This is a genomic window from Nitratireductor sp. PBL-C9 (assembly GCF_050877045.1).
Classification (GTDB): Bacteria; Pseudomonadota; Alphaproteobacteria; order Rhizobiales; family Rhizobiaceae; genus Nitratireductor; species Nitratireductor aquimarinus.
Map to the genome: position 1 here is coordinate 497774 of NZ_JBPAXW010000001.1, position 14245 is coordinate 512018.

12 protein-coding genes are annotated in these 14245 nt (G+C 62.4%); 5 read left to right on the plus strand and 7 right to left on the minus strand.

The window, feature by feature from the left end:
- The 7 genes from ACRTG1_RS02355 to ACRTG1_RS02385 form a co-directional block, all read right to left on the minus strand.
- On the minus strand, nucleotides 1–2070 hold the full coding sequence (locus ACRTG1_RS02355) for an ADP-ribosylglycohydrolase family protein (protein ID WP_432515697.1): 2070 nt from the start codon (nucleotides 2068–2070) through the stop codon (nucleotides 1–3).
- On the minus strand, nucleotides 2067–3224 hold the full coding sequence (locus tag ACRTG1_RS02360) for an ADP-ribosylglycohydrolase family protein (protein ID WP_113156658.1): 1158 nt from the start codon (nucleotides 3222–3224) through the stop codon (nucleotides 2067–2069). The genes ACRTG1_RS02355 and ACRTG1_RS02360 overlap by 4 nt, the downstream gene beginning before the upstream one ends.
- 50 nt (nucleotides 3225–3274) lie before the next feature.
- Nucleotides 3275–4690, minus strand: a complete 1416-nt coding sequence (locus ACRTG1_RS02365; RefSeq protein WP_432515698.1) for an extracellular solute-binding protein — start codon at nucleotides 4688–4690, stop codon at nucleotides 3275–3277.
- 22 nt (nucleotides 4691–4712) lie between these two features.
- The gene (locus tag ACRTG1_RS02370; protein WP_113156657.1) at nucleotides 4713–5606 is read right to left on the minus strand and encodes a carbohydrate ABC transporter permease; all 894 of its coding nucleotides are present in this window, start codon (nucleotides 5604–5606) and stop codon (nucleotides 4713–4715) included.
- Entirely contained in the window at nucleotides 5606–6454 is an 849-nt protein-coding gene (locus ACRTG1_RS02375; RefSeq protein ID WP_113157121.1) for an ABC transporter permease, read from the minus strand. Before ACRTG1_RS02375 ends, ACRTG1_RS02370 begins: the two co-directional genes overlap by 1 nt.
- A gap of 140 nt (nucleotides 6455–6594) precedes the next feature.
- Nucleotides 6595–7641 carry a LacI family DNA-binding transcriptional regulator gene (locus ACRTG1_RS02380; RefSeq protein ID WP_432515699.1) on the minus strand — a complete coding sequence of 349 codons (1047 nt, stop codon included), beginning with the start codon at nucleotides 7639–7641 and terminating at the stop codon, nucleotides 6595–6597.
- A gap of 168 nt (nucleotides 7642–7809) precedes the next feature.
- Nucleotides 7810–8724 carry a LysR family transcriptional regulator gene (locus tag ACRTG1_RS02385; RefSeq protein ID WP_113156655.1) on the minus strand — a complete coding sequence of 305 codons (915 nt, stop codon included), beginning with the start codon at nucleotides 8722–8724 and terminating at the stop codon, nucleotides 7810–7812.
- A gap of 132 nt (nucleotides 8725–8856) precedes the next feature.
- On the opposite strand from ACRTG1_RS02385, the gene ACRTG1_RS02390 reads away from it, so the two are divergent.
- The 5 genes from ACRTG1_RS02390 to arsH all read left to right on the plus strand — a co-directional run bounded on the left by ACRTG1_RS02390 (nucleotide 8857) and on the right by arsH (nucleotide 14110).
- On the plus strand, nucleotides 8857–10140 hold the full coding sequence (locus ACRTG1_RS02390) for a TRAP transporter large permease (protein ID WP_113156654.1): 1284 nt from the start codon (nucleotides 8857–8859) through the stop codon (nucleotides 10138–10140).
- Nucleotides 10141–10170: 30 nt separating this feature from the next.
- A complete protein-coding gene (locus tag ACRTG1_RS02395) occupies nucleotides 10171–11154 on the plus strand; it encodes a TRAP transporter substrate-binding protein (RefSeq protein ID WP_113156653.1) in 984 nt (327 codons plus the stop codon).
- A gap of 15 nt (nucleotides 11155–11169) precedes the next feature.
- Nucleotides 11170–11703 carry a TRAP transporter small permease gene (locus ACRTG1_RS02400; protein WP_246747111.1) on the plus strand — a complete coding sequence of 178 codons (534 nt, stop codon included), beginning with the start codon at nucleotides 11170–11172 and terminating at the stop codon, nucleotides 11701–11703.
- A 30-nt stretch (nucleotides 11704–11733) separates the two neighbouring features.
- Nucleotides 11734–13185, plus strand: coding sequence for an N-acyl-D-amino-acid deacylase family protein (locus tag ACRTG1_RS02405; RefSeq protein WP_432515700.1), 1452 nt, complete (start codon nucleotides 11734–11736; stop codon nucleotides 13183–13185).
- Between the two features lie 193 nt (nucleotides 13186–13378).
- Nucleotides 13379–14110 (plus strand): arsenical resistance protein ArsH, encoded by a 732-nt coding sequence (arsH, locus tag ACRTG1_RS02410; RefSeq protein WP_113156650.1) that lies wholly within the window; start codon nucleotides 13379–13381, stop codon nucleotides 14108–14110.
- Nucleotides 14111–14245: the final 135 nt, after the last annotated feature.

The following is a 14245-nucleotide window of genomic DNA, read 5'->3' on the forward strand; positions in this document are numbered from 1 at the left end:
TCAGCCCTCCAGTATCTCGAAGCGGCGGCAGATCACGACACCGGCGCCACCGAGCCTAAGACCGGCCATGCCGCGCGGATGCCGGCTGTCAGTCGCCGAGACAATTTCCTTGCCGTCGATGAACAGGGTAAGCGTCTCACCCTTCGCAGCGAAGGTCAGGGTGACGTCCTGCCCGGCGTCAACCGGCGCAGCCGCAAGGATCTCGGTTCCGAAATCCTCGCGGAGGATCACAGCCCGGCGCTCATGGATGCCCGCGGCATAGAAGCGTTCATTGCCCGAGGCGCGCACGCTGACCAGATGGCTCTCGCCCTCGACACGCGAGATCTGCGCCGTCGCCGTCTGATCGGTTGCGAAGGCGTGACCGGTCCAGAGATCTCCGTCCTTCGTCGCCTCACCGCGAATGCAACCGTCCGACAGGCCCCAGCTTCCGCGATTGAAGCTGAAACGGCTGACCGAGCCCCATTCCTCGGATTCGATCTGCGGGTTAATGACCGTCTTGCCGGCTCCCGTCACGGTGAAGCTGCGGATCAGCACGTTCATGAAAACGCGGGCTTCCGCCGTCTGCTTCATCAGGATGCCAATCTCGTCAATAGCCTCCTCGCTGTCGGGAAGCGTGAACCCGATGACCTGCCAGTCCTCCGGCAGAAGCGACCAGTCTCCCAGTTCCCGCACTTCGCCGGAAGCGGCAAAGCGGACATAGGGAACGAACGTCACCTGTCGCGGACCTTCGAGCGCCTCGGTCCCCGTCAGGGAAATCTCGACGCGCTGGCCCGAGGCCGTGACGGGTGAGAGCATCGGACGATAGCGGTTATCGTCAAACTCGCATTCCCGGTAGAAGGGCTTCCAGAACACGCGGCCATTGTCGCCAGCGGCCCAGCGGTCGATCTGGACGGTGATCGCGCCCTCGGCGTTGCCCGGCAGTGTGCGCAGACGATGCGAACCTTCCGCACGAATGCCGTGGCTTGCGCCCGGCAGCGCGAAGTCGAAATCGACGGCGCGGGCGAGCGCCTTGTCGGCCCAGCCCTCCGGGATCGCATCGCCCCGACGACGCAGCGCCAGCACAGCGAAATCGCGGGCGGCCGAGGGCATGTCGACGATGTTGAGCGAACCGGTCACCGCCGAGGTGATGAGGATGTCGTTGATCGGACGACGCCATTTGGCCCAGTGTGGCTGAACACCCTGAAGCACGCCTGCAATGTTTGCAGCATTGCCTGCATTGCAGTCGGTGTCCCAGCCACACATCGAGGCCACTGCCGCCGTGCGCGGCATGTCGCCCTCACCATAGAGCAGCGCCAGTGCTGTCACCCCCGCATTAGGGATCACGTGGCAGACGCCGGTCCATTTGTCATAGCCGAAGTCACGCTCCAGCATGTGGAAGCAGCCGCGCCAGTCTTCGGGGTTCGCCGCATGGTAGGCTGCAACCGCATCGAGAACACGGGCATAGTGCGAGCCGTCGGCAACCAGTGCGCGCGCGGTTTCATGCACTTCGGCGATGGACGAAGCGGTGAAGGCCGCCGCCGTCGCTCCGGCGACATAGGCCGCGCCGTGCAGCGCTTCGCCGTCATGCGACACGGAAGCCATGATCCGCGCAAGCCGCGCGGCTTCCTCTGGCTTGCCAGGGCAGACCCAGCCCCAGCAATCCGAAAAGATCTGCCCGCCGATCTGTTCGGCTTCGATCTGGCCGCGCAGCGCGATGCTGCCCGAGGTCGGCGCAGTGACACCGTCCTGAAGATAGCGATAGGCCGTTTCCTCGGTGGAGATGTTGAACCCGCCCCACCAGAGCATTCCGTGACCGTCACCGATATAGTTCAGCCATGTGCGCCCGGCGGATTCGTAAGTCAGCTCATCGCCTTCGTCCCAGAGAGCACGCACAAAGAAGAGCGGTCCATTGGTGTCGTCGTCCGCCGCGAAATTGCGATAGTCGCGAACATAGTCATCGATCTCGCCATAGACTTCGCGGATCAGCTTTTCGGTCCAGACCGTCGGTTCGACCGGCGCACCAAGGCGCACGCCAACGGCCTTGCCGATCAGTCCGGCATAGATCTTTTCGCGGATGCTCTCCGGGGTCATTCGGCAGCTTCCTTCTTGTCCTGTGCGAAGATTGCGGCACGCTGCGCAGCCCTTGCGCGCGCAGCCTCTTCATCCCCCTGGATGATCGCCTGCGCAGCGGTGGTGAAACGGTCTGCGCTCTCGGAGAGGCAGAACCGGTTGGCGCTATCCAGAAGCTCGGCATCATCCTCATCGATCACCGACGGGCCATGCATTGCCCCGAGGATCGCGCCGACCATCACACCGATGGAATCCGTGTCGCGGCCCGAGTTGATCCCGTCGATCACCCCCTGCCGGAAATCACCGCCGGCCGTGATGCAGAACCCCAGCGCCAGCGGCAACTCCTCGATCGAAAGCAGACGCGAGGGCTGGTAGGCAGCGGTCGCCACCCCGGCCTTCTCGGGCCCGTGCGCAACGTTGTCCCCCATCGGCGAGAACGGCGCGATAAGGCGATGGAACGTGTCGGTGACCTCGTCGGCTTCGGCTCCCTTGCGGGCAAGCTCCCCGGCGGCAGCAACGATCTCGCCGATCGCCGTGCGGGTGCCGTCATGGGCGAGATCATAGGCCGTCTGAACGACCTCGGAGAGCGTCGCGCCCGGTACGAAAGCCTGTGCAATCGCAGCGGCAAACACACCGGCGGCCTCAAGGCCATAGCTTTGCTGATGGCCCTCGGCGAAATTGATCGCCTCATCATAGGCCGCGCGCGGGTTGCAGGCGTTCACAGCGCCCACCGGCGCGATATACATCGTCGCACCGCAGTTCACCATGTTGCCCACGCCGCCCTGACGCGGATCGCAGGCCGATAGCTGCAGACGCTGGAAAATCCATTTCTCGGGATAGAAGAGGCGTTCGATCAGCGGCGTTTCGCGCTGCAACTCGGGCACCCAGCGGCTTTCCCACGCGATTTCGCGCACCATGCCTTCAGCCATGTCCCAGGCGTCCAGATGGCGGCCTTCGCGCTCATAGATCCGCATCAGCGAAAGCGTCATCGCCGTGTCGTCGGTGGTGATCCCGTTGCCGCGAACCCTGCCCTTGCGCTGATCCTCGCTCTGCCCGTCTCGATGCCACGCAGTGCGCAGCGAGGTCACCCGACCATAGCGCTCGCGGATTTCGGCGGCAGAAAGTTTCTCGACCGGGGCGCCCATGGCGTCGCCGAAAGCGACGCCATGAACCATTGCCCGGACGCGACCACGGAACGGGGAGGTTCCGTCTTGTCCTTGCTGTGTCACATTACGGTCCTTGCATGATCAGTCATTGCCTGCCCACCAGCGGCCAGCCAGCCCGCAACGAAGGCATCCCAATCGTTTTCGGTCGACAGTTCGCCGGAGACGAAGCGGAAGACATTGGTGCGGTAGTAGGTCTCCGCCCCGTCCACAGCCGCCGCCAGATCGGGGGACCAGACGAAGGTGTTGTCGGCGCGGAAGAAGTCGACGCCCTGCTGCAACGCGCTCTGGGCCAAAGGCGACAGCGGGCTGAGCGGCGGCTGGTGGTAGTTTGGATTTGCGTAGATGAAGCGCGGATACCAGGCGCCGAGCTTGTCGGTCGCGGTCAGCGTATCACCTTCGCGGGTGTAGTGTTCGCCCTCGAAGCCGAGGCGCTCCATCATCTGCCCTTCCGGCGAAGCCACGAAGTCAAAGAAGGCCATGATGGCGTCGGTTTTCTTCGTGGTGACCGGAATGGCGAAGCCCCGGCTTTCCTTGCTGACATCAACGGCCTGAATGCCGGCGGGCGGGGTCAGGAGCACCAGCTCGGCCCCCGGGTTCACCTGCGCCATCTTGGCTTCATAGATGCCCACGACCGGACCGGCCGTGCCCATCACCACGCCGACCTGGCCAGTGTAGAACTTGTCTTCCTTCACTTCCCAGTTCGAGGTGATGAATTCCGGATCGAGCACCCCGTCGGCGAAAAGGCTGGCGTACCAGGCGAGCTTGGCGCGCTCGCCCTCGCTGATGCGCGAGTGGATCAGTTCGCCATCGGCGTTCTTCATCCAGGTCTGTTCGATACCGAAGGCCGGATCGAAGATCGCGTCCAGCTCGGCTGTGTTGTTCGGCGCGATGATGCCGTGCTTCACGGCTTTGCCGGCGATCTCGGTGCCGGGGATGGCGCGCAGAAGCGCATCCCATTCCTCGAGCGAGGTCGGCGCGGAAAGGCCGGTCGCTTCCAGAAGGTCCTTGCGCATCACCGGCGCCTTGGTCCGTGCCGGGTAGACATAGAGCAGATGCGGGTAGTTGCCGAGCCGCGCGGTATTGTGCGGCCAGAGCGCCTTGCTCAAATGTTCGGTTTTGGCGATCAGCGGGTTCAAATCCATCAGCACGCCCTGCTGCGCGATCTGCTCGTCACCGCCCTGGAAATAGATGATGTCCGGCACGTCGCCCGAGAGCAGCATCAGGTTGAGCTTTTCCGCATAGCCTTCGGACGGCAGATCGATGATCTCGATCTTGATATCGTGGCCACGCGCGGCAAGAGCCTCTTCAATGCGTGCGACATGGGCAACATCTTCCGGGTTGCTCGTCAGAAGATCCTTCATGACGATCCGGATCGTGCCGCTTGCGGCCATTGCCCTGCCCGGCAGCATTGCAAGCGCCGGTGTTGCGGCAAGCCCTGCAAGCAGGGCGCGACGGGATATGGTTAGGTCTTTCATTATTTCCTCCCTGAATATGCGGTCATTTGAGGGCACCGGACATGGTTCCCTTGGTGAAGTAGCGAAGGATGAACGGGTAAATCGCGAGGACGGGCAGGATGGTGAACAGGATCATCCCGGCGCGGAACGCCCGGAGATCGATCTGGCTCGCGCCCTCGTAATTGTTCATGGCCTGAAGTCCGACGATGGCGGCCTTGTCGCCGACCACGACGAACTGGCGCAGCACAACCTGCAGTGGCCACATGTCCTGATCGTTGAAATAGATCATCGGACGCAGGAAATCGTTCCAGTGATAAACCACGTAGAACAGGGTGATGGTCGCCAGCGCCGGTCTGGCGAGCGGCAACACCACGCGCCAGAAGACCTGAAACGCATTTGCACCGTCCAGCGTCGCTGCCTCGATGAGCTCTTCCGGAACCTCCTCGAAGAAGCGGATCAGGATGATGAGGTACCAGGCGTTGACGAGCTTGTAGATGATGACCGAAGCATAGCTGTCGATCAGCCCCAGGCGTCGCATCACGAAGTAATCGGGAATGATCCCCGGTTCGAAGACAATGGTCGCAAGGATCAGCACAAACAGGGTCCGGCGCAGCGGCAGCTTCTTGCGTGACAGCGCCCAGGCCATCATGGCGGTAAACGTGACGTTGAGGATCGCCCCGACGAGGGTGATGAAGATCGAGTTCATCAGCCCGCGCTGCACCGCCGGGTGGCTTGCGAGGAGTTTCCAGATATCGATCGAGAACCCGTCCGGCACGATATCCATGCCGCTCATCCCCGGCACGCGGGCCGGATCGGAGAGCGAGATCGCCAGAAGGTTCAGGATCGGCTGCACCGTCACCACGACGATGGCGATAAGGACGGAATAGATAATCGCTTCTTCGAGCCGCTCCATCCGGGTCTTGTTGCTGGATGCCATCACCAGACCCCCTTGCCTGTCAGTCGCTTGGACAGCGTGTGCGCGCCGATCATCAGGATCATCCCGATCACGCCCTTGAAGAGGCCGGCGGCCGTGGCGAGCGAGAACTGCCCGCCGGTGATACCGAGCCGGTAGACATAGGTGTCGATGATGTCGATCTTGTCCCGGATGGCGTCGTTGGACAGGTTGAAGACCTGATCAAAGCCCGCGTTCAAGAAGAGCCCGACATGCAGGATGAAGAGCGTCGCAATCGTCGGCACAATGCCCGGCAGCGTGATGTGACGCATCTTCTGCCAGCGCGATGCACCATCCATCTCGGCAGCCTCATACAGCGCCGGATCAATGGCCATGATGGCGGCGAAATAGAGCAGGCTGTCCCAGCCGGCGCTGCGCCAGGCCTCGGACCAGACCAGCACCCAGCGGATCGATCCGCTGTCAGTCATGAAGCTGCGACGGTCGAGACCGACGAAGTCGCGCAAATCATTGACCACGCCATTGGACGGCGAGAGCGCTGCAATGAAAATGCCCGCGATCACGACCCAGGACAGGAAATGCGGCAGATAGATCACCGACTGCACGCCGCGCCGGAAACGTCCCGAGCGCACCTCGTTCAAGAGCAGAGACAGGATGATCGGAAGCGGGAAGACGAAGGCGACCTTCATCGCGCTGATGATGAGCGTGTTCTTCAGGACCTCGAAGAAGGTCGGCGACGCAAACAGCTGCGCAAAATGCTTGGTGCCGACCCAGACATTCGGACCGATGATACGCAGATCCTCAAAGGCAAGCCGCGCCTCCCAGATCGGCAGGTAGTGGAACAGCCCGAAGTAGATCAGGCCCGGTGCCAGCATCAAATAATAGGGCCACCATTCGCGCACCCCGTCCCGCAGTCTCGCACCACGCGAGTTATAGGCATCAGCCTGTCGAGGCCGTGCGCGATTGGGAACGTTCCCAATTTCGGGCGAAAAAGCCCCTGCCTTGTCGTGCTTTGTCACGTCGCTGTCCTCTCCTCCCCGCGAACGACGCGCGGCCCTTCTCTTGTCGGCAGCGTCCCCCGCTCAACGAGCGAACAGGGCAGCGACATGTGCGGAACATCCTCATCACCAGCGATCTTCCGGCTCAGCAATTCAAATGCCCGCCGGCCAATATCGCGCGAAGGCTTCATGATCGTTGTGAGTCCCGGCATCGAGACCTCCGCCGCCGGCGTTCCGTCGAAACCGAGAATGGCCACATCCTCCGGGCAGTTCAGCCCGGCCTCCCGGACGGCATGAAGCGCGCCCAGCGCCATCATGTCATTGGCCGCGAAAACAACGCGCGGCACACCGCCCTGAAGCAGCTGCTTCATGGCGTCGCGACCACCCTCAATGGTGTAGTGACCGTCCTGAAGCCTCAGCCCCTCGACCGGCCAGCCCTGCGCCGCGCCAAACTCGCGAACAGCGCCAACGAACCGCTCCCGCGCGGTACGATGCGGATCGCCGACCAAGAGGGCCGGCATTCCGAGATCGGCCTGAACAAGTCGCTCAAGCCCGAGCTGCACACCCTGCGTAATATCGCTGCCGACCGAAGGCAGTTCCGGAAACCGTTCGGCCGACGAGCCGATCAGCACCAGCGGAACCTGGCTGCGGGAGAGTTCATCCAGCCCGTTCTGGACCGGATTCACAATCGCGCCATCGACCCGCGACTGGGTCAGCGCCATGAGATGCCGGCGCTCCCGCTCGGGATCCCAGTCAGAATTGAAGATCAGGACAGAGGCCATCTCTTCCGTGGCCGCATCCTGCGCGCCACGGGCGACCTCGGCCCAGAAGGGGTTGGCAATATCAGGGATCAGAAGGCCAACCATGCCGGTGCGCCCGGACCGCAGGGACCGCGCAAGCTCGTTGCGCCGAAAGCCGGATGCCTCAACGGCCTCGGTCACCTTGCGACGCGCCTCCTCGGACACATTCTCCGCCCCGGACAGCACACGGGACACTGTGCTCTTGGACACGCCAGAGAGCCGCGCAATGTCGATAATGGTCAGGGAAGCGGCGTTATCCGTCACTCTGATTCTGTCCTCCTCATCTTCTTCATTAGCATGAGCCCTTGCTTGTGGGAACCTTCCCACGGAGATTCTGTCCATGCCTGATCAACGGCACAGCATCATGGGCAATGGGGACATCCACCGACGTGAAGCCACACCACGCCGAAGCGCGCAGGACGCGCCCCGCTCCTAAAACTGCATCTTCCCTGCCCGCCAGTCTGCGAGCATTCCACGTATTTCCTTCAGGAAGAGCTGGCTGGCCACTTTGCTCGCCGTTGCACCCATGGAGATCGACTGGATATCGAGCGGCAGGTCGGGCTCCAGCGGCAGCGTCACCAGCCCATCCAGACCGTGAAAGGCGGCGGTAAACTCATCAACCACCGCAGAGCGCTGCATTGCCAGAACGAGATGGGGTACGGAAACCAGTGTGTTGCCCGTCACCGTATTGTCGAAAGGCAATCCGCGCTCCAGAAGCGCCTCGTTCAGCACACGCCCGATGGGGCCACGCGGGGTCAGTCCCAGCATTGGCACGGAACTCAGATCCTCCAGCCTGACACGGTCCAGCCGGGTCAGCGGGCCATCCTTTGGGCTCAGTACCACCAGACGGCCACGCCCCAGCGGCTCTGTGGATATGTCGTCAGCCTGAAACCTGCCGATGACGAGCCCGACATCGACCATGCCCGCACGTATCGCCTGAACCTGCTGCTGCGCCGTCCCCACATCCACGGCCACGCGCAGGCCCGGCATCGCATCCAGCACCCTGCGCAGCGCGGTGGGCACGAAATAGGGCGCGAAAAGCCCGACCGACATCACCAGAAGGCGCGTGCCGACGCCCTTTCGCAGCGAGTCGATGCGTTGTTCCAGCCGGCTGATCCCGTCATAGAGAAAACGGCTCTCATTGTAGATGGCGTCCGCCTCGACGGTCGGGATCACGCGCCCCTTGTCGAGCACGAAAAGCGTCAGGCCGATGGCCGCTTCGAGGTCACGCAGATGGCGGCTGACCGTGGGTTGCGACAGGTTCATTTGCCGCGCCGCCGCCGTGATCGACTGCCGCTCGTAGACCGCGCAGAAAACCTGCAAACGCTGCAAAGTCAATGGCTTCATGGCCGCGCTGCCTCCCCGTTTTTCCGCCACTCCATAGAGAAATGCTATGGAATAGTGAAAACTTTTCTATTTTCTAACGCAAGCGCTTTCGCCAGATTTGTGTGAGCCATCGGGGAGGGGAACCCAAGAGCCATGCAGGCGCCGCTTATCATCGCATTCACCGTTTTCGGCCTCATGGCCGGCGCCGCCATTGCCTATGTCATTGGCGCTTCCGCGATCCTGACCTTCATTGCGGCCGACCGTCAGATGTATATGGCGGTCCTGCCCCAGCGGCTTTTCAGCCAGCTCGATGTGTTCGCCTTTCTGGCCATGCCGCTGTTTATCTTCGCGGGCGATTTGATGAACCGTGGCGGTCTGGCAACCGCGCTGATCGATTTCTGCATGTCCTTCCTCGGACGCCTCAAGGGCGGCCTGGGCCATGTCAACGTGATGACTTCGGTGTTCTTTGCCGGCGTATCCGGCTCGGCGGTCTCCGACGCCGCCGCACTCGGCAACTCGCTGGTGCCCGAGATGCGCCGGCGCGGCTATTCGCTCGACTACGCCGCGGCCATCACCGGCGCATCGTCGATCATCGGCCCGATCATCCCGCCGTCGTCCATCCTGATCTTCTATGGCGCGCTGATGGAGACGAACGTCACTGCGCTTTTCGCCGCCGGCATTCTGCCCGGCCTGCTGCTGGCCGGCGTTCTGATGGCGATCAACGCCTATTACGCCCATCGCGACAACCACCCCGGCGGCCCGGGCGAGGACGTGCCTGCATTCTTCCCCTCGCTCCTGAGGGCCCTGCCCGCCATGACCCTGCCGGTGATCATTCTCGGCGGCACGCTATTCGGCTTCATGACGCCGGCTGAAGCGGCAGCGGTGGCCGTGATTGCGGCTCTGGTGGTCGGTTTCACCCATGGCAATCTCACCTGGAGCCAGGTGGGCGCAAGCCTGCAACGCACGGCGGTGATGCTTGGCGGGCTGTTCATCATCCTGTGCGCGATCTCGACCTTTTCCTACATCGCTGCGCTTCTGCAATGGCCGCAGGCCATCAAGGCAACGGTGGAAGACTGGAACCTCAGCCCGCTGCAATATCTGATGCTGATCAACCTGATCTTTCTGGTGGCCGGCATGGCGATGGATGTGAAGGCCGCCGTGGCGTTGTTCGCCCCGATCTTCGCACCTGTCGCAATCGCCATGGGCGTCGACCCCGTGCATCTGGGCATCGTGATCTGCTTCAACATCACCACCGGCCTTCTTTCGCCGCCGCTCGGAGGGGTTCTGCTGATCCTCGCGACCACGGTGCGCATGAATTACTGGCGGCTGATACGCGCCACCCTGCCCTTCTTTCTGGCCGAAGTCGCGCTGCTGCTGGTGCTCACCTATTTCCCGGAGATTTCTCTGGCCATTCCACGCCTGTTGGGGCTCGCCTGACGGAAAACGAAACAAAACGGAGGAGAAAAAATGAAGTTTTTACCCAAAGCCCTCGCCATCTCGGCGCTTGCGCTCATGACCGCCGCTGCACAGGCCGCTGACATCAAGATCGCCATGAACGGCGCCGACGATACGGCGACCAACCCGGAAGCAGCCTTCGCCCACGGCTTTGCCGATGCGCTCAAGGGTACCGAATTCGAGGTCTCCATTTTCCCGTCCGGCACGCTGGGCTCGGAAAAAGAGCGTTTCGACCAGGTTGCCCAGGGCCTTCTGGAGGTCAATCTCGCCGCCCTCTCCACCGGTTTCGGCATGTCACCGCTGATGAAGGGCGTCCAGCTCCCGTTCTTCTTCGAGAACCGCGAACAGATCGACGCCGTGCTTTCGGAAACGGACATGCTTGAGCAGATGAACGGTCCGCTTCTCGACAATGGCGTGCGTTTCGTGGACGTCAATTACATCGGCATGGATATCGGCATTCACAATTCCAAGAAGCCGATCGCCAAGGTCGAGGACATGTCCGACCTGCGCTTCCGCGCGCTCAACAGCGAGCAGATCGCACTGCAGGAAGCGCTGGGCGCAACTGGCACGATCGTCTCCTGGTCGGAAGTGGCAAACGCCATCCAGACCGGCGTTGCCGATGGCTATTTCAACCCGCCGAACTCGGCCATCCGCACCGGCCACACCGAGTTTCTGAAGCACTTCACGCCCGCCGACATCACGCCGTCCTCGCGCATCGTTCTGATTTCGGAAGACTGGTACACGTCGCTGGGTGATGAGGAAAAGGGCCAGATCGACGCTGCCCTCGCAGCCGGCAAGAAAGCGAACAGGGACTGGGTCAACAACTGGGCCAGCGAAGTGCGCGCAAAGCATGAAGCCGCTGGCGTGACCATCACCGAGCTTGCCGAAGGCGAACGCGGAAAGATGGCCGAGCTGGCCCGCGCCACCTGGGCGACGTCTCTGCCGGACGACCAGCTGAGCATCTGGACCGAAGCCCGCGACTCCGTCGCAGACTAAGCAATGGCCGCCCCCATGAAACACATCGCCAAATCCGTCATCCGCTTCAGCAACGGACTCGATCGTCTGGCCACAGTGATGGCCGGCGTGGCGCTGGTGATCCTCGTGGGGGCCGTCATGCTGCAGGTCCTGGCGCGCTATGTCTTCAACCAGCCGCCAGCCTATACAGAGGAGCTGGCCCGATACGCGATGATCTGGGCCGGCCTCATGGGCGCCACGATATCATTCAAGCGCCGGTTCGATCCGGCGCTCTTCACCGGGGAAGGTTCACGAAACGCCCTTCTCGGGCTTGCCGCCGCGCTGATGCGGTCGGCCGTGGTTCTGATCTATCTTCTGCCGATCCTCTGGTACGTTTTCTACGGTCCCAACATGAACCCGGCGCGCGGTTTTCTGCTGCGCCACAGCCGCACCATGGCCGACGCACTGCCCTTCAGCACCTTCTGGGTGGCCGTGGCCGTTCCAATCATGATCGTCTTCATTCTCGTTCATCTCGCCGCCCGATGGTGCGGCGATGACGGCGTGCCGCCTGCGGACAGCGACGCCACCTGACCTTCGACACAACAATACAGGAGCCTTCCCATGCACGCTGATCTCATCATCCGCGGCGCAGACATCATCGACGGTACAGGCGCCCCCCGTCGCAAGGGTGATGTGGCCGTGTCCGACGACCGCATTGTCGCCACCGGTGACCTGAAACACTGGTCCGCCGGACGCGAGATCGAAGCGAAGGGCCGCGTCGTCGCGCCCGGCTTCATCGATCCGCATGTGCACCATGATGCCGCGATGCTCACCCAGCCCGACATGGAGTTCATGACATCGCAGGGCGTCACCTCCGTCATCAACGGCAATTGCGGTTTCTCCATCGCGCCGCTCGTGCCGAAGGGCGAGATCCCCGCCCCTCTGCGCATGATCATCGAAGATGAAGCGCTGCGGTTTGAAACCTACGCCGCCTATCGCGACCGGCTTCTCGCGGAACCGGCAGCGGTCAATGCAGCCTGCCTGATCGGGCACTCCACGCTGCGCGTGAACGAACTGCCCGACCTGAACAAAGCAGCCGATGCAGCGCAGCTGAAAGAAATGTGCCGCAAGCTCGACCGTGCGCTGGGCGAAGGCGCAATCGGGCTTTCCACCGGCCCTTTCTACCCACCCGCGCGCGCCTCCACCACTGAAGAGCTGATCGAGGTGGCCAAGATCACGCAGGCGCACGGCAAGCTCTATGTCACCCACATGCGCGACGAGGGCGACCGCGTGGTTCAGGGGCTTGAAGAGACCTTTACCGTGGGGCGTGAATCCTGCTGCGGTGTGCATGTCTCCCACCACAAATGCGCCGGGCTCGCCAACCACGGCATGTCAGTCACCACGCTGAAAATGATCGACGATGCCATGCAGAAGCAGGATGTGGGCCTCGACACCACACCGTGGATTGCGTCATCCACCATCCTCGATTCCGGCAGGCACAGGCAGGCGACCCGCGTGATCGTGGCTGAAAGCGAGCCCTATCCGCAGATGGCTGGCCGCGACCTGTCCGACATCGCCGGGGAATGGGACACCGACATCGACACCGCGCTGCAGAAGCTTCTGCCCGCGACCGGCATTTTCTTCATCATGAGCGAAGACGATGTTCAGCGCATCCTGTCTTACGAACACACGATCATCTGTTCGGACGGCATCCCCAGCGGCAAGCACCCCCACCCGCGCGTCTGGGGCACATTCCCGCGCGTGCTTGGTCACTATGCCCGCGACCTGTCGCTGTTCTCGCTGGAAGAAGCCGTGCGCCGCATGACCTCCATGCCAGCAGACCGCTTCGGGCTTGGCGGTCGCGGTCGCATCGCCGTCGGCGGCTTTGCAGATCTCGTCATCTTCGATCCCGAGACCATCGCCGAGGGCGCAACCTTCGAGACGCCAATCCGCCCGGCGGTGGGCATCGACCGGGTGTTCGTCAACGGACGCGAAGTCTGGGTCGATGGCGAGAAAACCGGCGCCCGCCCCGGCCGGCCGCTCGAACAGACCGCCCCGTGCATGGTGGTCTGACGACAGAAATACCGGCCCGTCCCTCAGGAGCTTGGACGGGCCAAACGCTTCCGTTCAGCCAACGGAGGCATGGTGGACCTGCCGGCTCGTTGGCCGCATATGGCCTTGACTGCGCATTCGCACGACGTTACCCATATTTCGACAATCATCGAAATAAGGGGCGATGCCGCTTTGCGCGCCCGTGAGAATGCCAATGACCCTTCCAAGCCAGCCCATAGACAACCTCCCCAACCTCGACGAGGAACAGTTTCGGACAATCGATCCGGAAGCCCTGTTCCAGCCGCCCCTTTCGACGCATCCGCCACGCATTCTCATGCTTTATGGCTCGCTGCGCGAACGCTCCTATTCAAGACTGGCCACGGAAGAAGCTGCACGGATCCTGCGCAGGCTGGGAGCGGAGGTTCGCATCTTTGATCCTTCGGGCCTGCCATTGCCCGACGCGACATCAGCGGACCATCCAAAGGTCAAGGAACTGCGCGATCTGTCGATGTGGTCGGAGGGACAAGTCTGGTGCTCGCCCGAACGCCATGGCTCAATGACCGGGATCATGAAGGCGCAGATCGACTGGCTGCCGCTGTCACTCGGTGGCGTAAGGCCGACACAGGGCCGGACCCTTGCCGTGATGCAGGTCTGCGGCGGATCACAGAGCTTCAACGCGGTGAACCAGCTGCGTGTGCTCGGTCGCTGGATGCGGATGGTTACCATCCCCAACCAGTCGTCTGTGGCCAAGGCGTTTAACGAATTCGATGCCGAGGGCCGGATGAAACCCTCGCCTTACTACAATCGCATCGTCGATGTGATGGAAGAACTGATGAAGTTCACGCTGCTGCTGCGCGACCGCACGGAATACCTGACTGACCGCTATTCCGAACGCGTTGAGAGCGCGGAGGAAGTGTCGAAACGGGTCAATCAGCGCTCGCTGTGAAGTCCGCTCTGTACAACTTGCTGTCAGATGGAAGCGTCTGACAACCGCATGATTGCGAGAAAGCAAAAGACAGACTGACTCCACGGGCCCGAAAAACGCCGGCGAACGGTAGAGAAAACCGCCCGCCGGCATTGA

Coding starts and splice junctions, on each gene's coding strand:
- ACRTG1_RS02385 (WP_113156655.1), bottom strand. CDS start 8,724: ATGAAGCCATTGACTTTGCAGCGTTTGCAGGTTTTCTGCGCGGTCTAC.
- ACRTG1_RS02395 (WP_113156653.1), top strand. CDS start 10,171: ATGAAGTTTTTACCCAAAGCCCTCGCCATCTCGGCGCTTGCGCTCATG.
- ACRTG1_RS02370 (WP_113156657.1), bottom strand. CDS start 5,606: ATGGCATCCAGCAACAAGACCCGGATGGAGCGGCTCGAAGAAGCGATT.
- ACRTG1_RS02390 (WP_113156654.1), top strand. CDS start 8,857: ATGCAGGCGCCGCTTATCATCGCATTCACCGTTTTCGGCCTCATGGCC.
- ACRTG1_RS02400 (WP_246747111.1), top strand. CDS start 11,170: ATGAAACACATCGCCAAATCCGTCATCCGCTTCAGCAACGGACTCGAT.
- ACRTG1_RS02355 (WP_432515697.1), bottom strand. CDS start 2,070: ATGACCCCGGAGAGCATCCGCGAAAAGATCTATGCCGGACTGATCGGC.
- ACRTG1_RS02405 (WP_432515700.1), top strand. CDS start 11,734: ATGCACGCTGATCTCATCATCCGCGGCGCAGACATCATCGACGGTACA.
- ACRTG1_RS02360 (WP_113156658.1), bottom strand. CDS start 3,224: ATGGTTCATGGCGTCGCTTTCGGCGACGCCATGGGCGCCCCGGTCGAG.
- arsH (WP_113156650.1), top strand. CDS start 13,379: ATGACCCTTCCAAGCCAGCCCATAGACAACCTCCCCAACCTCGACGAG.
- ACRTG1_RS02365 (WP_432515698.1), bottom strand. CDS start 4,690: ATGAAAGACCTAACCATATCCCGTCGCGCCCTGCTTGCAGGGCTTGCC.
- ACRTG1_RS02375 (WP_113157121.1), bottom strand. CDS start 6,454: ATGCTGGCACCGGGCCTGATCTACTTCGGGCTGTTCCACTACCTGCCG.